General features: G+C 74.3%; 1 protein-coding gene (only partly in view). It reads right to left on the bottom strand.

Annotation, left to right across the window (positions count from 1 at the left end):
* Positions 1–27: 27 nt before the first annotated feature.
* Positions 28–20,649, bottom strand: the 3' portion of a protein-coding gene (locus AMO33_RS23465) for a non-ribosomal peptide synthetase (RefSeq protein ID WP_060594308.1). Its footprint extends 4,677 nt past the window's final position; 20,622 of the gene's 25,299 nt are visible here — the last part of the coding sequence; its start codon lies off the right edge, out of view; its stop codon occupies positions 28–30.

The raw sequence follows: 20,649 nt of genomic DNA, 5'->3' as shown, positions 1-20,649 counted from the left end.
ATCACCTTCCGTGGGTGTGGTTGTCGATCATGCGCGGTCGGAGTCGGCCCAGACCGTGGTCAACACGTGGCCGATGCGGGCGAGGGCGGTGTCGGAGGTCATCCGCCAGTGCGTGGCGGCGACGGCGTGGTTGTGCACGGTGCCGTCGACGGCCTCGGCCCAGCCCGCCGCGCCGCCCGCACCGGTGGGGTCGTCGTGGGCGGCGGTGAAATACAGCAGCGTGCCCTTGTAGCGGCGCGGCCGGTAGCGGGCGATGAGGTCGAGCGAGCGCGCACCCTCGGCCAGCAGCCGGCTCAGCCGCTCGGCGCCGAAGGAGGCGAACGGCTCGGGCAGGTCGGCGATCAGCTCGGCGAGCCGAGCCGAATCCAGTTGCGCCGGATCGAATTCGGCGTCCAGGACGGCCGCGTGGTCGCCGAGCAACCCGCCGAGCAGGTCGGCCACCGGCACGGTCGAGACCGCGACGGGTTCGACCAGGCGCGGGCTGTCCATCATCGCCAGCGTGGCGACCCGCTGTCCCTCGTCCTGCAGCTGCACCGCGACGGCGTGCGCGAGCACGCCGCCGAGCGACCAGCCCAGCAGGTGATGCGGGCCCTCCGGCTGCACCGCGCGGATCTCGCGAACGTAGCGGCGCGCCCACTCCTCGATCGAATCCGGCAGCGGCGCCGCCGAATTCAGCACCGGAGACTGCAGGCCGTAGAGATCGCGGTCGGGCTCGAGGTGCGCGGCCAGCCCGGCGAACGACCATGCCACACCACCGGCGGGATGCACACAGAACAGCGGTGGCCTGCTGCCGCCACGGCGCAGCGGCAGCAGCACGTCGAAGGCGGCGTCGGCCTCGACCCGGCCCCGGCCGGCACGCGCCCGGTCGAGCTGATCGACGATTCCGGCGGGGGTGGGTGCGGCGAACAGCCAGATCACCGGCACGGGTTCGGCCAGCCGTGCGGCCAACCGGGTGGCGAGCCGGGTCGCCAGCAGCGAATTGCCGCCGCGTTCGAAGAAGTTGTCGTCCAGGCCGACCCGTTCCACGCCGAGCGCCTCGGCGAAGGCGGCGCACACCGCGGTCTCCAGCTCGGTCTCCGGCGCGCGATACTCGCGTGCGCGCAGGTCCGGCCGCGGCAGGGCGGCGCGGTCGAGTTTGCCGTTGGCGGTCAGCGGCAGCGCGTCGAGCCGCACCAGCGCCGCGGGCACCATGTAGCCGGGCAACGTCCCGGCCAGCGCGGCACGCAGGTCCTCGGTGTCGACCGGCGTGCGGGTGGTGACGTAGCCGACCAGCATCGCCTCGGCACCGCCCGCGCCGTGCGCACCGCCTGCGCCGTGCGCGAGGACGACGGCCTCGGCCACGGCCGGATGGGCGCGCAGCGCGTGCTCGATCTCGGCGAGTTCGATGCGATACCCGCGCACCTTGACCTGGAAGTCGCGGCGCTGCACGAAGACCAGCTGGCCCTCAACGGTCCAGCGCACCAGGTCGCCGGTGCGGTAGAGCCGCTCCCCCGGCGCACCGAACGGGTCGGCGACGAACCGTTCGGCGGTGAGGTCGGGCCTGCGATGGTAGCCGCGGGCCAGCTGCGCACCACCCAGATACAGCTCGCCGACCACGCCGGTGGGCACCGGGTGCAGCCGGTCGTCGAGGACGTAGACCCGGGTACCCGCCTCGGGGGCGCCGATGGGAGCGATCGCCCCGTGCTCGTCGGCGCCGGTGCGGTAGCGGGTCACCGAGACGGTCGCCTCGGTCGGGCCGTACAGGTTGTCCAGCCTCGCCTGGGTCGATTCGCCGGTGCGCCGGACGGTGTCGGTGGGCAGCGCCTCGCCGATCACCAGCAGCCTGCGCAGCGCCGCGGGCAGACCGCGCTCCCCGGCCACCTCGGTGAGCATCGCCAACTGGGCGGGCACCAGTGTCACGGTGGTGACGGCGGCGTAGGTGAGCAGGTCGAGCAGGCCCTGCGGGTCACGGTGCGCACCTTCGGGGGCGAGCACCAGTCGCGCTCCGGTGCGCGGCGCCCACCAGAACTCCCACACCGACAGGTCGAAGGCGGCCGAAGTGTGCAGCAGCACGGCGTCGTCGGCGCCGAGCCCGTACTCGGACTGCATCCACTCCAGCTGATGGGTCACCGCCGCCTGCGGCACCACCACGCCCTTGGGCGCACCGGTGGAACCGGAGGTGAAGATGACGTAGGCGGTGTCCGCCGGGTGCACCGGGCGCACCAGTTCGTAGGGGCGCACCGGGTGCGCGGGCACGTCGGTGCCGATTGCGGCGATGTCGAGCACGATCTCGAGCCCGGACACCCGCTCGGGCAGCATCGGCGCGCGCGTGGACACCAGCACCAGCTCCGGGTCGGCGGCCGCCAGCACGGCGGTGGTGCGTTCGAGCGGATGAGCGGGGTCCAGCGGCACGTACCCGGCCCCCGCGGTGAGCACCGCGTACATGGCGACCAGCAGCTCGGTGCTGCGCGGAATCGCCAGTGCCACGAGGGATTCCGGCCCGACACCGCGACCGATCAGCACCCGGGCCAGCCGGTTGACGGCCGCCGCGAACTCGCCGTAGGTGAGGCTGCGGTCGCCCTCGACCACGGCGATGTGCTGCGGCGTGCGCGCGGCCTGGGCATGGAATCCGGCGGCCAGGGCGCCCGTGGCACAGGTGCGGTCCGGCTGGTTCCAGGTGCGCAGCACCCGCTCGGTCTCGGCGGCGTCGAGCAACGGCAGGTCACCCACCGGGAGATCCGGCGCGGCGCAGACCGCGGCCAGCAGGCGTTGCAACCGTCCGGCGAATCCGGCGACGGTGGCCTCGTCGAACAGGGCCGTCGCGTAGGTCAGCGCGGCCGCCAGCCCGCGCGGCGTGCCGTCGGTGTCGGAGCGGTCGTTCACCACCAGGTGCAGGTCGAATTGCGACACCTCGGTGTCGACCTCGACCGGGCTCGCGGTGATCCCGTCCAGTTCCAGGTCGGCGTCGGCCTGGTTGTGGAAGGAGAAGCCCACCTGGAACAGCGGATGCCGCGCGGTGGACCGCTCCGGGTTGACCACCTCGACCAACCGCTCGAACGGCACGTCGGCGTGCGCGAAGGCGGCCAGGTCGGCGGCCCGCACCCGGTCGAGCAGCGCGGTGAACGACGCGCCCGGCTCGACCTCGGTGCGCAGCACCAGCGTGTTGACGAACATGCCGACCACGTCGTCCAGTTCGGCGGCGCCGCGCCCGGCGACCGGGGTGCCCACCGCGATGTCGGTGGTGCCCGACAACCGGGCCAGCAGCACCGCGAACGCCGCGTGCACCACCATGAACGGGGTCGCGCCGTGCGCGCGGGCCAGCTCGACCAGGCGGGTGTGGGTGGCGGCGTCCACGGTGAAGTCGACGTGCCTGCCCCGGGTGGAGGCCACCGCGGGACGCGGCCGGTCGGTGGGCAGCGGCAGTTCGGCGGGCAGCCCGGCCAGGGTGTCGAGCCAGAACCGCAGCTGCCGGGCGATCAGCGAATCCGGATCGTCCTCCGCGCCGAGGACGTCGCGCTGCCAGATCGCGTAGTCGGCGTACTGCACCGGCAGCGGCGCCCAGTCCGGTGCCAGGCCGCGCTTGCGCGCGGCGTAGGCGACCATCACGTCGCGGGCCAGTGGCACCAGCGAGGACCCGTCGGCGGCGATGTGGTGCATCACGACGACGAGCACGTGCTCGCGCGCGGGAACCGCGCCCGCGTCCGGGTCGGCGTCGGCGACCGGCCGGAACAGCGTGGCCCGCACCGGCGGCGCTGCCGTCACGTCGAAACCCGCGCTCACGAAATCCACGACGGCCGTGCGCAGGTCGTCGAGGGCGACCGGAATCGCGGTGAGCGAGGGCGCGTCCGCGCGCCGCACCGGCAGCACCACCTGCACCGGAACGCCGTCCTGCTCGGGGTAGACGGTGCGCAGCACCTCGTGCCTGGCCACCACGTCGGCCACCGCGGCGCCGAGCGCGGCCACGTCCAGCTCACCGGTCAACCGCACCGCCAGCGGGATGTTGTACGCGGTGGACTGGTGGTCGAAGCGGTTGAGGAACCACATGCGCTGCTGCGCGAGCGACAGCGGCACCGGGCCGTCGTGCTCGCGCGCGACCAGGCGCGGGCCGTGTGCCGACCCCGCGCCGGCCAGCGCGTCCGCCAGGGCCGCGACGGTGGCGTGTTCGAACACGGTCCGCACGCCGACGGTGACCGACAGCGCCGCACCCAGGCGGGCGGCGAGCTGTGTCGCGGTCAGCGAGTTGCCGCCGCGGGCGAAGAAGTCGTCGTCGAGGCCGACCCGGTCGGCGGGCAAGCCCAGCACCTCGGCGAACACCGCGGCCACCGCTCGCTGCGCCGACGTCTCGGGCGCGCGGAAGGTCGCGGCACGGAAGTGCGGCGCGGGCAGAGCCGCCCGGTCGAGCTTGCCCACCGGGGTGAGCGGCAGGTGGTCGAGCACCGTCACCGCGGCGGGCACCATGTAGGGCGGCAGCGCGCGGGCGGCGTGCGCGAGCAGAGCCGCGGTGTCCACGATTTCGCCCTGCGCCGCAACGACATACGACACCAGCGCGACGTCCTCCTCGGCCACGGCGTGTCCGACGGTGACGGCGGCGCGCACGCTCGGATGGGCGGCCAGCACCGTATCGATCTCGCCGAGTTCGATGCGCAGGCCGCGCACCTTCACCTGATGGTCGCCGCGGCCCAGGTACCGCAGCGCACCGTCGGCGGTCCAGCACGCCAGGTCACCGGTGCGGTAGAGCCTGCCGGCGGCGGGACCGTGCGGGTCGGCGACGAAACGCCCGGCGGTCAGCCCGGGACGGGCGTGGTAGCCGCGGGCCAGGCCGTGCCCGCGCAGGTACAGCTCCCCCGGCACCCCGGCGGGCACCGGCCGCAACCGGGCGTCCAGCACCACCGCGGACATGCCGGCCAGCGGCACACCGAGTTCGACGGGCCGGTCCGGCCGCAGCGGCGGGGAGACCGTGGCGACGATGGTGGTCTCGGTGGGCCCGTAGCCGTTGAACACCGCACGCCCATCACGCGCCCAGGCGGCCACGGTCTCGGTACCGAACGCCTCGCCACCGATGATCAGATGGGTGAAGTCCGGTAGCCGGGCCGGGTCGAGGGTGCGCAGCACCGAGGGCGTGATGAACGCGTGGCTGACCCGCTCCCGCGCCATCAGCTCGGTCAGTTCGGCACCGGCGAAGACCTCCGGCGGCGCGATCACGAGGGTGCCCGCCGCCACCACGGCCAGCAGCAGCTCCAGCATCGACGCGTCGAAACTCGGTGAGGCGACGCCGAGCACGCGGGTGCGCGCGGTGACGTCGTAGCGGTCGCGCTGGGTGTAGGCGACCCCGGCGATGCCGTTGTGGGTGACCAGCGCGCCCTTGGGCAGGCCGGTGGAGCCGGAGGTGTAGATCATCCACGCGGCGTCGTCGGTGCGCACCGGGCGCACCAGTTCGCCGGGTGACACCGGCGCGGCGCTGGTGTGCCGCAGCCGCGCCGCGGTGGTGGCGGCATCGAGCACCAGCCATTCGGTGTCGCCGGGCAGTCCGGCGCGGGCGCGTTCGACCGTGAGCCCGAGCGCGGCGCCGGAATCGGTGAGCATGTGGGCGATGCGCTCGGCCGGGTAGGTGGGGTCGACCGGGACGAAGGCGGCGCCGGTCTTGGCGACCGCCCACAGCGCGAGCTGGTACTCCGCCGAGCGGGGGATGGCGAGGGCGACGATGTCCTCCGCGCCGATGCCCTGCCCGATCAGCATGCGCGCCAGCCGCGAGGACTGCTCGTCCAGCGCGCGGTAGGTGAGCTGACGGTCGCCGCAGACGACGGCGATGCCGTCGGGATTCGCCGCCGCGGCGGTGACCAGCATCGCCGCGAGCGTGTCCGGCCGCACCGGCGGCCCGGAGCGGCCGAGCAGGGCCGCGCGCTCGCCGGGGGCGAGCAGTTCGGCATCGCCGATCGGCCGGTCGGGCGCGGCGGTGAGGGCGCCGAGCAGTCTGCCGAAGCGGCGCAGCAGCGCGGCGGCGGTGGCGGCGTCGAACAGGTCGGTGGCGTATTCGAGTTCGAGAGCCAGGTGCCCGTCGGCGTCCGGGGTGTCGGCCACGCCGAACTGTAGATCGAACCGCGCGACGGTTTCGGTGAACTCCACCGGCGCGAGTTCCAGGCCGGGCACGGCGACGGTGTCGGTGCCGAGGTTCTGGTAGTTGAGCACGACCGTGAACAGCGGGTGCCTGGCCGGGTCGGCGGGCACGCCGAGGTCGTCGACGACGCGCTCGAACGGCACGGTGGCGTGCGAGAACGCCTGCAGAGCGGTGGTTTTCGACTCCTCGATCAACGCGTCGAAGCTGCGGCCGGGTTCGGGTCGGCTGCGCAGTGTCAGGGTGTTGACGAACATGCCGACCAGGTCGTCCAGCGCGGCGGCGCCGCGCCCGGCGACCGGGGTGCCCACCGCGACGTCGGTCGCGCCGGACAACCGGGCCAGCAGCACCGCCAAGGCGGCGTGCACCACCATGAACGGGGTCGCCTCGTGCCGCTGCGCCAGGGCGCGGATGCGGGCGGCGACCGGTGCCCCGAGCCGGGCCCGTACCGTCGCGCCGCGCTTGGAGGCCACCGCGGGGCGGGGGCGATCGGTGGGCAGCGCCAGGTCGTCGGGCAGCCCGCGCAACTGCTCGCGCCAGTAGGCGAGTTCGCGGTCGGCGGCCGCGTCGGCCGCCGCCGACTGCCACAGTGCGTAGTCGGCGTACTGGGCGTGCAGTGGCGGCCAGGCGGGTTCGGTGCGCAGCGCCCGCGACATGTAGGCGACCAGCAGATCGCGCAGCAGCGGGCGCATCGAGAACCCGTCCGCGGCGAGGTGATGCAGCACCGCCACCAGGACGCGGCTGGTCGCGCTCTCCCGCAACAGTACGGCGCGCACCGGTACCTCGGCGGTGACGTCGAAGCCGCCGGCGAGGATTTCGGCGATCCGCGCGTCCACCTGTGCGGGGTCGACGGCTTCGATCGCCAGCCGGACAGGGGCGTCCTCGGCGGGGAGCACCACCTGGTGTCCGACACCGTCGGCGTCGGCCGGGTAGACCGTGCGCAGCGCCTCGTGCCGGGCGACCACGTCGGCGAAGGCGGCGGTGAGCCAGTTCTCGTCGAGTTCGCCGGTGATCCGCAGGGCGACGGGGATGTTGTGCGCGGGCGACTCCGGATCGAGGCGGTTGAGGAACCACATGCCGCGCTGCACCGGCGCCAGTGGCAGCACCGGCGGCCGGGGGCCGGCGACCAGCGGCACGACCGCCTCGGCGTCCGCGCCGGCGGTGAGCGCCGCGGCGAGGCCGCGCACGGTCGGCTCCTCGAACAGCAGCCGTACCGGGATGCGCCTGCCCAGCCGCTCCCCCAGCCGGGCGAGCACGCGGGTGGCGCTGAGGGAGTTGCCGCCGAGGTCGAAGAAGCTGTCGTCGACGCCGGGCCGGTCGACGCCGAGCACGCTCGCGAAGGCCGCGGCGACCAGCCGTTCGGCCGGGGTCACGGGGGCGCGGTAGGCGGCGCCGTCGAACACCGGTTCCGGCAGCGCGGCCCGGTCGAGCTTGCCGGAGACGTTGAGCGGGAACTCGTCGAGGGCCAGCAGCGCGCCGGGCACCATGTAGGCGGGCAGTGCCTCGTGCGCGGCCGCGCGGGCCCGCGCCAGCACCGCGTCGTGGTCGTCGGCGGCCTCCGGCGCGACGAGCAGGTAGCCGACCAGGTGCTCGCCGAGCACCCGCGCGGCGGCCCCCGCCACCCCGGGCACGGCCGCCAGCACGGCCTCGATCTCCCCGAGCTCGATGCGCTGGCCGCGGAACTTCACCTGGAAGTCGGTGCGGCCCAGGTAGACCAGTTCGGCGGTGTCGCCGCGGGTTTCCCAGCGCACCAGGTCACCGGTGCGGTACATGCGCTCCCCGGCCGTGCCGAACGGGTTGGCCACGAACCGGTCGGCGGTGAGCGCGGGCCTGCCGTGATAGCCACGGGCCAGCTGCACGCCCGCCAGGTACAGCTCCCCCGCCACGCCGGGCAGGGTCGGCCGCAGCCGCGAATCCAGCACGTAGACCCGGCTGTTCCACTCCGGGTTGCCGATCGGCGCGACGGCGCGGCCGGTCTCGCCGGTGACCTCGCGGTGGGTGATGCTGACCGCGGCCTCGGTCGGACCGTACAGATTGTGCACGGCGGCGGAACTGATCGCGGTGAACGCGCGCACGGTCTCCCCCGGCAGCGCCTCGCCGATGACGAACACCATCCGCAGCGCCGCCAGCGCGGCCGCCCGCCCCGACTCGGCCACGTGCCCGGCGAACACGGCGAGCATGGTCGGCACGAAGTCGGTGACGGTCACGCCGTAGGCGCCCATCACCTCGGCGAGATAGCCGGGGTCGCGGTGCCCGTCGGGGGAGGCGAGCACGACCGTCGCGCCCACCCGCAGCGGCAGGAAGTAGCCCCACAGCGAGACGTCGAAGGTGGTGGCCGTCTTCTGCAGATACACATCGCCGGAGTCGAGCCGGTAGCGCGACTGCATCCAGGTGATCTGGTTGACGATGGCGGCGTGGGACACGCTCACGCCCTTGGGTTTTCCGGTGGACCCGGAGGTGAACAGCACATAGGCCGGGTTGTCCGGGTGCAGTGGGCCGCGGCGTTCCTCGGCGGCGACGGGGTCGTCGGCGTAGCCGTCGAGCGCGACGGTGTCCACCGCCACCACCGGGCCGTCGTAGTCGAGCGTCACATCGGCGGTGACCAGCAGCGCGGCGGGTGCGGCGGTGTCCAGGACGTGCGCGATGCGCAGCGGTGGATGGTCCGGATCGATCGGGACGTAGGCGCCACCGGCCTTGAGTACCGCGTACATCGCGACCACCAGGTCGGTGGAGCGCCGGATGGCCAGTGCCACCAGCGATTCCGGTCCGACGCCGAGGCCGATGAGGTGGCGGGCCAGCTGGTTGCCGCGCCGGTCGAGTTCGCCGTAGCTGAGCACGGCGGCGGCGGAGCCGTCGTCGGGGACGTGGATCACGGCCGGGTCGTCGGGGGTGGCGGCGGCCTGGAGCTCGAACTCGTCGAGCAGCAGTTCGGCCAGCGGCGTGGTGTGGGCGGAATCGTTCCATTCGGTGACCACCCGGTGCAGCTCGCCGGGGCCGAACAGGTCGATGTCACCGACCGGGACGTGCTGGTCGGCCACCACCGCGCCGAGCAGGCGCAGGAACCGGTCGGCGACACCGCGCACGGTGGATTCGTCGAACAGGTCGGTGGCGTAGGTGAACCGCAGCGTCTCCCCGGCGACGGTCACTTGCAGGTCGAAACGCGAGACCTCGTGCTCCACCGGATGTTCGGTGACGACGACGCCGGGCAGCTCGAGCTGGACGGGAGCGAGGTTCTGGAAGAACAGCGCCACCTGGAACAGCGGGTGCCTGGACTCCGAGCGCGGCGGGTCGAGCACCTCGACCAGCCGCTCGAACGGCACATCGGCGTGGGCGAAGGCGTCCAGGTCGCGCTCGCGGACCCGGCGCAACACGGCGTCGAAGGTGTCGGCGCCGGGCACGGCGGTGCGCAGGACCAGGGTGTTGACGAACATGCCGACCAGGTCGTCGAGGCCGCGAGCACCGCGTCCGGCGATGGGGGCGCCGACGGCGATGTCGGCGGTGCCGGAGAGCCGGGCGAGCAGCACCGCCAGCGCGGCGTGCACCACCATGAACGGGGTGGCCTCGTAGCGGGCGGCGACGGCGTCGACCCCCGCGCGCAGCTCGTCGGGCAGCGGCACGCACACGCTCGCCGCCCGGTGCGAGGCGACGGCCGGGCGCGGCCGGTCGGCGGGCAGGTCGAGCTGGGCGGGCAGGCCGCGCAGCGTCTCCTGCCAGTAGCCGAGCTGGACGGCGGCCGGCGAGTCCGGGTCGTCCTCGGCGCCGAGCAGTTCCCGCTGCCACAGCGCGTAATCGGCGTAGTGCACGCGCAGTTCCGGCCAGTCCGGGCCGGTTCCGGTCAGCTGCGCGGTGTAGGCGGCGGCCAGGTCGCGGGCCAGCGGACCCATCGAGAAGCCGTCGGCGGCGATGTGGTGGACCACCAGTGCCAGCAGGTGCTCGCGCGCGCCGAGCCGGGCCAGGCCGATGCGCAGCGGCACCTCGGCGGTGACGTCGAACGGTGTCGCGACGAACTCGGTGAGCGCGGCGGCCGGGTCGGCGCCGTCGAGGTCGATGATCTCGGGCACCCGGCCGGGCGGGAGGATCTGCTGGTGGCCGATACCGTCGCGGTCCGGATAGCGGGTGCGCAGCGTCTCGTGCCGGTCGACGACCGCCGCGACGGCCGCGGTGAGGGCCGCGCGGTCCAGCTCGCCGGTGAAGCGGATGGCCACCGGGATGTTGTGGACGGTCTCGGTGGGATCGAACCGGTTGAGGAACCACATCCGCTGCTGGGCGGGCGAGAGCGGCACATGCTCGGGACGGGGGCGCGGCGCCAGGGCGGGTTTGCGCGGTGTCGCGGCGAATGCGGCGGCGCGCGCGGCGAATCCGGCGACCGTGGGCGCGTCGAAGAGCAGGCGCACCGGAAGGTCGGCGGCCAAATCGGCGCCGAGGCGGGCGACGGCGCGGGTGGCGCTGAGCGAGTTGCCGCCCGACGCGAAGAAGTCGTCGTCCGCGCCGATGTCCGCGCGGCCGAGCACGTCGGCGAAGACGGCCGCCACCAGGCGTTCGGTCTCGGTCTCGGGGGCGCGGTAGCGGGCGGACTCGAACACCGGGTCGGGCAGTGCGGCCCGGTCGAGTTTGCCGGAGGAGTTGACCGGCAGCTCGTCGAGCACGACGAACGCGGCGGGCACCATGTAGGCGGGCAGCCGGGCCGCCAGCGCCGCGCGGACCGCGTCGAGGTCGGGGTCCGTGGCGACGAGGTAGCCGACGAGGGTGTCTTCGCCGCCCGCGGTACCGCGGACCAGGACCGCTGCCTGCTCGATGCCGGGCAGTGCGGTGAGCGCGGTCTCGATCTCGCCGAGTTCGATGCGCAGGCCGCGCAGCTTCACCTGGAAGTCGGTGCGGCCCAGGTATTCCAGTTCCCCGTCGCGGTTCCAGCGCACCAGGTCGCCGGTGCGGTACATGCGATCGCCCGGCTCGCCGAACGGGTCGGCCACGAAACGTTCGGCGGTCAGGTCGGGCCGGGCGACGTAGCCGAGCGCCAGTTGGGCCCCGGCGAGGTAGAGCTCGCCGGGCACGCCCACCGGTACCGGGCGCAGCCGGGCGTCCAGCACCAGCAGGCGGGTGTTGAACACCGGCCTACCGATAGGCACAGCACCGGTGTCGGCGTCGGTGACCTCGTGGAAGGTGACGTCGACGGCGGCTTCGGTCGGCCCGTACAGGTTGTGCACCCGGGCGCCGAGGACGCGGCGGGCGCGCTGGGCGATCGGGGCGGGCAGCGCCTCGCCGGAGGCGAACACCCGCCGCAGGCCCGTGCGGTCGGCGGCGGGCTCGGCGAGGAACACCGCCAGCATCGAGGGCACGAAATGCACGGTGGTGACGCGCTCGTCGACGATCAGCCGCGCCAGGTAGGCCGGGTCGCGGTGGCCGTCGGGCCTGGCGACCACCAGGCGCGCGCCGACCTGCAAGGGCCAGAAGAACTCCCACACCGACACGTCGAAGGTGGCGGGGGTCTTCTGCAGCACGACGTCGTCGGGACGCAGGCCGTAGCGGTCCTGCATCCACACCAACCGGTTGACGATGGCGGCGTGCGCGACCGCCACACCCTTCGGGCGGCCGGTGGAGCCGGAGGTGAACAGGACGTAGGCCGGGTGGCCGGGCCGCAGCGGGGCGCGGCGTTCGGCGTCCCGGATCGGGCCGTCGGCGAACCGGCTCAGCTCCAGCCGGTCGACACGCACCTGCGGCGCGGTGCCGACGGGCAGGTCCGCACCCGCGGTGAGCACGCAGACCGGGCGGGCCGTGCGCAGCACGTACGCGACGCGCTCGGCCGGATGCTCCGGATCGATCGGCACGTAGGCGCCACCGGCCAGGGTGACCGCGTACATGCCGACCACCAGGTCCACCGAGCGCCGCATGCCCAGCGCCACCGCGCTGCCCGGCGCGACACCCTGGGTGACCAGCCACCGCGCCAATCGCCGCGCGCGGGCGGCGAACTCGGCGTAGGACAGACTCGTCCCCTCGAAGGTCAGCGCGATCGCGTCGGGGGTGCGGCGCACCTGCCGCTCGAACAGCGAGGCCAGGGTGTCGTCGGGGGCGGCGACCGGGTGGGCGGTGTCGTTCCAGTGCCGCAGCACCAGTGCGCGTTCGCCGGTGGCGAGGAGGTCGAGGTCGCCGACCGGGCGGGCCGGGTCGGCCACCGCCGCCGACAGCAGCCGGATCAGGCGCTCGGCGAAGGACGCGACGGTCGCCTCGTCGAACAGGTCGGTGGCGTACCGCAGCACCGCGCGCACGGCGGTGCCCGCCTCGGTGCCGAGTTCGGCCAGTTCCAGGGCGAGATCGAACTGGGCGATGCCGCTGTCGAGCGGGTACGGCGCCACCTCGAGACCGGGCAGCCGCAGCACGGTGTCGTCGCGGTGCTCGTAGGTGAGCAGCGCCTGCACGATCGGGGCGTGCGCCTGCGAGCGCACCGGGTTCAGGTCCTCGACGAGCCGCTCGAACGGCAGGTCGGCATTGGCGAAGGCGCGCACGTCGATCTCGCGCACCCGGTGCAGCAGTTCGGCGAAGCTCTGCCCCGCGGGTACCGGTGTGCGCAGCACGACCGTGTTGACGAACATGCCGACCAGGTCGTCGAGTGCCGCCTCGGCCCGGCCGGCGACCGGGGTGCCGATCGCCACGTCCGCGGTGCCCGCCAGCCGGGCCAGCAGGACCGCGTAGGCAGCGTGCACCACCATGAACGGCGAGACGCCGTGGCGGCGGGCGGTGTCGGCGATCGCGGCGGTGAGCTCGGTGGAGAGCGCGAACTCGACGGTCGCGCCGCGGCCGGAGGCCACCGGGGGCCGCGGGCGGTCGGCGGGAAGCTCGAGCACCGGGGCGAGTCCGGCGAGTTCGGCGCGCCAGTGCGCGGATTGGCGGGCCAGCACCGAGGCGGGATCGTCGGGGTCACCGAGTGTTTCGCGCTGCCAGAGCGCGAAGTCGGCGTACTGCACCGGCAGCGGTGCCCAGCCCGGCGCGGCGCCGGCCGCGCGGGCGGCGTAGGCGGTCATCAGGTCGCGGGCCAGCGGCGCGGTCGAGACGCCGTCGGCGGCGATGTGATGGACCACGACGGCGAGCACGTGCTCGTCCGCGGCGAGCCGGAACAGCCTGGCGCGCACTGGGAGTTCGGTGCGCAGGTCGAACCCGTCGGCCAGGAAGCCGAGTACGGCGGTGGCCGGATCGCCCTCGACGCGGACCGGATCGAGGTCCGGCGCCGGGCCCGGTGCCCGCACGACCTGGTGCGGGCCCTCGGCATCGGCCGGGAACACGGTGCGCAGGGATTCGTGGCGCGCCGTCACGTCGGCGAGGGCCGTGCCCAGCGCGGGCACGTCGAGCGCGCCGGTGAGCCGGATGGTGAGCGGGATGTTGTACACCGGCGACTCGGGGTCGAGCCGGTTCAGCAGCCAGATACGGGTCTGCGCCGCCGACAACGGGATCCGCTGCGGACGCGGCCGGGCGGCCAGCGGGGGCCGCGACGGCGCGCCCGCCGCCGCGCGCACCCGCTCGGCCAGCTGCGCCACCGTGGGCGCTTCGAAGACCTCCCGCACCGTCAGGTCCACGCCGAGCGCGCTGCCCGCGCGGGCGACCAGGCGCATGGCCAGCAGCGAGTTGCCGCCCAGGGCGAAGAAGTCGTCGTCGGCGCCGACCCGCACACCGCCGCCGAGCAGATCGGCGATCAGGGTGGCCAGCACCGTCTCGGCGCCCTCGCGGGGCGCCCGATACGCGGTCGTGGCGGCGGTGAACTCCGGCCGCGGCAGCGCCGCGCGGTCCAGTTTGCCCACCGTGGTCAGCGGCATCTCCGCCAGCACGACCAGGTGCGCGGGCACCATGTACCCGGGCAGCCGGTCACGCAGGACGTCCAACACCGCCGCCGCCGACAGATCGTCACCGCTGACGTACCCGACCAGCGCGTCGCGCCCGGCCGAGTCGGCGACCACCCGCACCGCGGCGTTCGCGACGCCGGGCACCGCGGCCAGCGCCGCCTCGATCTCGCCGAGCTCGATCCGCTGGCCGCGCAGCTTCACCTGGAAGTCGTTGCGGCCCAGGTAGATCAGATCTCCGTCGCGGTTCCAGCGCACCAGGTCGCCGGTGCGGTACATCAGGCTGCCCGGCACGCCGAACGGGTCGGCGACGAACCGTTCGGCGGTCGGTCCCGGCCGGCGGTGGTAGCCGCGGGCGAGCTGGTCACCGGCCAGGTACAGCTCGCCCGGCACCCCGATCGGCACCGGCCGCAACCGCGTGTCGAGCACGTAGACCCTGGTGTTCCAGCACGGCCGCCCGATCGCCACGTCGCGGCCCTGCGCCACGTCGGCGTCGGTGAACTCGTGGTAGACCGCCGAGATCGCGGCCTCGGTGGGGCCGTAGGCGTTGTGTACCGCGCCGTCGAACACTGCGCGCAGGGCGGTGAGCAGGTCGGGGGTCAGCGCCTCGCCGCCGCAGTGCAGGTGCCGGAACGACGCGAGCGCGTCGCCCATGCCCTCGGCGATCAGCGCGGCCAGCACCGACGGCACGTATTCGGCGATGGTGATGCGGTGCTCGCGCAGCAGGTCGGCGAAGGCGGCCAGGTCCAGGTGCGCGCCGGGCGCGGCGATCACCAGCGGCGCGCCGACGGCGACCGGCAGGAAGCACTCCCAGACCGAGACGTCGAAGGTCAGCGGCGCGCGCTGCAGGATGCGGTCCGCGCCGGTCACCTGGTAGCGGTGCTCCAGCCAGCGCAGCTGGTTCATGATGGCGCGGTGGGTCACCGCCACGCCCTTGGGCCGCCCGGTGGAGCCGGAGGTGAACAGCACGTAGGCGGTGTTGTCCGGGCGCAGGGCGGCGGTGCGGTCGGCGTCGGTGACCGGCCGGGCCGGTGCGTCGGCGAGGTCGAGGTCGGCCATCCGCAGGACGGGGACCCCGAGCGGTGGCAGGTCCGCGCCCGCCGGTACGAGCACCAGGGCCGGCTGCGCGGATTCGACGATGTGGGCCAGTCGGTCGGCCGGGTGCGCGGGGTCCAGCGGCAGGTAGGCGCCGCCCGCGCGCACGATCGCGTACATCGCGACCAGCATGTCCAGGCCCCGGTGCGCGACCAGGCCGACGACGCGCTCGGGCCCCACTCCCGCGCCGATGAGGTAATGCGCCAACCGGTTCACCCGCTCGGCGAGTTCGGTGTAGGTGCGGGTGTCGGCGCCGACGGTGACCGCGTGACCGTGTGGATCGGCGGCCACCCGGGTGGTGAGCAGGTCGTCGAGGGTTTCGGCGGGCAGCCGGTGTGCGGTGGCGTTGCGGTCGGCCAGCAGCATGCCGCGTTCGGCCACCGACATCAGTTCGACATCGCCGACGACGGTCCTGGCGTCGCGCACCATCGCCCGCAGCACGCGTTCGAAACCGGCCAGGAAACCGGTCACGGTCGGCTCGTCGAACAGGTCGAGCGCGTAGTGCAGGTACACGTCGATGCCGGCCGGTGCGCCCTCGGCGTCGTAGCGGTCGGTGAGCGTCCAGTCCAGATCCACCTGGATGGGCGCCGGGCCGACCTCGAGTGCGGTGATCTCGAGGCGGTGCAGCCGCACCTGCGGCGCGGCCTGGTTCTGTAGCGTCAACGCCACCTGGTACAGCGGCGAATGCGCTTGCGAGCGCACCGGATTGAGCGCGTCGACGAGCTGTTCGAAGGGGACGAGGGCGTGGTCGAAGGCGGCCAGGTCGGTGTCGCGCACGGTGTCGATCAGCTCGGCGAGCGGGGCGTCGGGGCGGACCCGGGTGCGCAGCACGAGAGTGTTGACGAACATGCCGACCAGCTCGTCGAGCGCGGCGTCGCCGCGCCCGGCCACCGGGGCGCCGAGCACCACGTCGTCGGTGACGGCGAGCCTGCTCAGCAACGCGGCCAGGGCGGCGTGCAGCACCATGAAAGGTGTCGCCCGGTGCGCGGCGGCGAGTTCCACGATGCCGCGGTGCAGGGCGGCGTCGAGGTGCCCGGTGACCGCGCCGCCCCGGCCGGTGGCGACCGCGGGGCGCGGCCGGTCGACGGGCAGGGTGAGCACGTCCGGCAGTCCGGCCAGCTGCTCGGTCCAGTACCGCAGCTGGCCGGCGAGCACCGAGCCGGGCTCGTCGGGGGCGCCGAGGGCGCGACGCTGCCAGCAGGCGTAGTCGGCGTACTGCACCGGCAGCGGCGCCCAGGCGGGGGCGACGCCCGCGCAGCGCGCCACGTAGGCGGCGGCCAGGTCGCGGGTCAGCGGGGCGAAGGACCAGCCGTCGGCGGCGATGTGGTGCACGACGAACAGCAGCACGTGTTCGGGACCGGGCGCGTCGCGCACCTCGAGCAGCTTCACCCGCACCGGCACCTCGGCGGTGACGTCGAAGGGCGTGCTCGCGGCGGCGGCGACGAGTTCGGGCAGTTCCGCGGCGCGCACGGGCCGGGCGACCAGGTCGACCAGGCGGGTGCCCGCGGGCAACACAACCTGGTGGGCCGCGCCGTCCTGTTCGGGGTAGAGGGTGCGCAGCGTCTCGTGGCGGGCGATCACGTCGGCGATGGCGGCATCCAGCGCGGGCACGTTCAGCGCACCGGACAGGCGCAGCGCGAACGGGATCTGGTAGCCGCCGCCACGGTTGTCGAACCGGTTGAGGAACCACATGCGCTGCTGGGCGATGGACAGCGGGACCGGGTCCAGCCGCGCGCCGCCGGTCAGCGGCGGCAGGTCGGGCGCGGCGGATTCCGCCGGTGCACCGACGACGCGGGCGAGTTCGGCGACGGTGGGGGCGTCGAACACCGCGCGCACCGGCACCGGCACACCGCGGGCGGCGGTGAGGCGGGCCGCGAGCTGGGTGGCGATCAGCGAGTTGCCGCCGAGGGCGAAGAAATCGTCGCCCGCGCCGACCGCGGGGTGGCCGAGCAGGTCGGCGAAGATCCGGGCGACGAGGGTTTCGGCGGCTCCGGTGGGCGGGCGGAAATCCGTGGCGACGGGTGCGGGGGCGGGCAGGGCGGCGCGGTCCAGTTTGCCGGAGGCGTTGAGCGGCAAGGCATCCAGCGCGACGTAGACACCGGGCACCATGTACCCGGGCAGGCGCCGGGCCAGTTCCGCGCGCAGCCCCTCGGCCGGGACCGGTTCGGCGCCCACCACATAGGCCACCAATCGCGGGCCGGTGCCGTGATCGTCGCGCACCAGCACCGCGGCCTGCTCGACGCCGGGCACCGCAAGCAGGGCGGTCTCGATCTCGCCGAGTTCGATGCGCAGGCCGCGCAGCTTCACCTGGAAGTCGGTGCGGCCCAGGTATTCCAGTTCCCCGTCGCGGTTCCAGCGCACCAGGTCGCCGGTGCGGTACATGCGATCGCCCGGCTCGCCGAACGGGTCGGCCACGAACCGGTCTCCGGTGAGGTCGGCGCGGCCGAGGTAGCCGCGCGCCAGCTGCGCCCCGGCCAGGTACAGCTCGCCGGGCACCCCGACGGGCACCGGCCGCAGGCGGGCGTCGAGCACGTAGACCCGGGTGTTCCACACCGGCCTGCCCATCGGCACGGTGTCGGTGTCGGCGTCGGTGACCTCGTGGCAGGTCACCTCGACGGCGGCTTCGGTGGGACCGTACAGGTTGTGCACGCGGGCGCCGGTGAGTTCGCGGGCCCGCTGCGCGGTGGCGGCGGGCAGCGCTTCGCCCGAGCACAGCAGGTGCCGCAGCCGGGTGTCGCCCGATGCCGCCTCGGCCAGGAACACCGCGAGCATCGACGGCACGAAATGCGCGACGGTGACGCCCTCGGCGCGGATCACCTCGGCCAGGTAGCGCGGATCTCGGTGGCCGTCCGGGGTGGCCAGCACCAGGCGGGCGCCGACCTGGAGCGGCCAGAAGAACTCCGGCACCGAGACGTCGAAGGTCACCGGGGTCTTCTGCAACAGCACGTCGTCGGGCCGCAACGCGATGTAGGCCTCCTGCATCCAGCGCAGCCGGTTGACGACGGCGGCGTGCGCGACGGCCACGCCCTTGGGTCGCCCGGTGGAGCCGGAGGTGAACAGGACGTAGGCGGTGTGCGCGGCCCGCAGCGGTGCGCGGCGCTCGGCGTCGCGGACCGGGGTGGTGGGGTAGCGCTCCAGGTCCAGCCGGTCGATGCGGATCTGCGCGACCGGCAGATCCAGGTCGGTACCCGCGGTGAGCACGGCGACCGGGATGGCGGTGTCGAGGATGTGGCGGGTCCGCTCGGCCGGGTGGTCGGGGTCCAGCGGCAGGTAGCCGCCGCCGGCCACGGTGACCGCATACATGCCGACCACCAGGTCGATCGACCGGCGCATGCCCAGTGCCACCAGGGCGTCCGGGCCGACGCCCTGGCCGATGAGCCAGCGGGCGAGCCGGTTCACCCGGGCCGCGAACTCGGCGTAGGTGAGCGTCACGCCGTCGGCGGTGAGAGCGGGCCGGTCCGGGGTGCGGGCCGCCTGGCGGGCGAACAGGTCGGCGAGGGTGCCGTCCTGGGCCAGGGCGTGCGCGGTGTCGTTCCAGCGGTGCAGGACCAGGGCCCGTTCCTCGGCGTCGAGCAGCTCGACCGCGCCGACGGCGGTGTCGGGTGCGGTGGCCGCGGCGCCGAGCACGCGGGTGAACCGGGCGGCGAGCGCGGCGGCGGTGGCGGGGTCGAACAGGTCGGTGGCGTAGCGCAGGCTGCCGGACAGGCCGCCGCCGGGCTGCTCGGTGAGCACCAGGTGCAGATCGAACTTGGCGCCGTCGTCGGGCACCGGCAGTGTCTCGACCCGCACACCGGGCAGTGCGAACTCCGCGGTGGGCTGGTCGGCCGCGCCGAAGCTCAGCATCACCTGGAACAGCGGGTGCGCACCGCCCGAGCGGTCGGTCACCAGGGCGTCGACGAGCTGTTCGAAAGGCAGTTCGGGGTGGGCGAAGGCGGCCAGGTCGACCTCGCGCACCTGCGCGACCACCTCGGCGAGCGTGGCGTCGAGCCGGATGGGCGTGCGCAGCACCAGCGTGTTGACGAACATGCCGACCAGCGCGTCGAGGGCGCGATCGCCCCGGCCGCCGACCGGGGTGCCGACCACGATGTCGTCGGTGCCGGACAGCCGGGCCAGGGTGGCGGCGAAGGCGGCGTGCACCACCATGAACAGGGTGGCGCCACTGCGGGCGGCCAGTGCGCGCAGTCCCTCGGTGGCCGCGGCATCGAGGGCGAGGTCGACGGCGGCGCCGCGCAGGGTCGGGTGCGCGGGGCGGGGGCGGTCGGTGGGCAGCGGCAGCTGCGCGGGCGCGCCGTCGAGGGTGGCGCGCCAGAAGTCGAGCTGGTCGGCGGCGAGGTCGCCGGGGCGGTCGGGGGAACCGAGCAGTTCGTGCTGCCACAGGCTGTAATCGGCGTACTGCACCGGCAGTTCCGCCCAGTCCGGGGCGGCACCGGCGTGCCTGGCCCGGTAGGCGCGCATCAGGTCGGCGACCAGCGGGGCCGCCGACAGGGCGTCGGCGGCGATGTGGTGCACCACGAACACCAGCACGTATTCCGCGTGCTCCGTGGGATTTTCGCGTTCGATGCCGAGCAGGGCGATCCGGGCGGGCAGTTCGGTGGTGACGTCGAAGCCGGCGCGCACCAGCGACGCGACGGCATCGTCGAGCTCGTCCGGGGTCACCGGGATCAGGTCCAGCGCGGGTCCGACCTCGGCGGCGGGCAGCACCGCCTGACAGGGGCCGCGCTCGTCCTGCGGGAAGACGGTGCGCAGGCTCTCGTGCCTGCCGAGCACGTCGCCCACCGCGTGTTCGAGCGCGGGGATGTCGAGCTCACCGGTGAGCCGCAGCACCACCGGCAGGTTGTAGACGCTGTCGGCGCCGTCCTGGGTCTCCACCCGGTTGAGGAACCACAGCCGCTGCTGGGCCGGGGACAACGGGATCCGGTCCGGCCGGGCGCGGCGGGCCAGTACGGGCCGGTCGGCCGCCGTCCCGGCGAGCGGGCGGATCGCGTCGGCGAAGGCCGCCACCGTCGGCGCCTCGAACAGGGTCCGCACCGGCACCCGGGCGTCCAGTGCCGTCCCCACCCGCGCCGTCACCTGGGTGGCGTCGAGCGAACTGCCGCCGAGGGCGAAGAAGTCGTCGTCGAGTCCGGCGCGCTCGGCGCCGAGCACCTCGGCGAACACCTCGGCCACCAGCCGCTGCACCCGATCGACGGGAGCGCGGAAGACGCCCGCGCGCAACACCGGTGCGGGCAGCGCCCGCCGATCCAGCTTCCCGCTGGTGTTGAGCGGGAACTCGGCCAGCTCCACCAGGGCGGTCGGCACCATGTAGGCGGGCAGGCGGCGGGTCAGCGCGGCGCGCAGCCGGTCGGTGTCCACCTCCGCGCCGGGTGCGGCGACCACGTAGCCGACCAGGTGCTCGCCCGGCTCGCCGGACCCCTGCTCGCGCGACCACAGCGCCGCCGCGGCCTGCCCCACCTCCGGTTCGGCCAGCAGCGCGGTCTCGATCTCGGCGAGCTCGATGCGCTGACCGCGGAACTTCACCTGGAAATCGACGCGCCCCAGGTAGATCAGCTCGCCGTCCGGGCTCCACCGCACCAGATCGCCGGTGCGGTACATGCGTTCGCCGCCGCGGCCGAACGGGTTGGCGACGAACCGGTCGGC

This window comes from Nocardia farcinica, assembly GCF_001182745.1.
Classification (GTDB): domain Bacteria; phylum Actinomycetota; class Actinomycetes; order Mycobacteriales; family Mycobacteriaceae; genus Nocardia; species Nocardia farcinica.
Note: the sequence above shows the minus strand (reverse complement) of the source record. Positions and strands in the feature narration are given on the sequence as shown.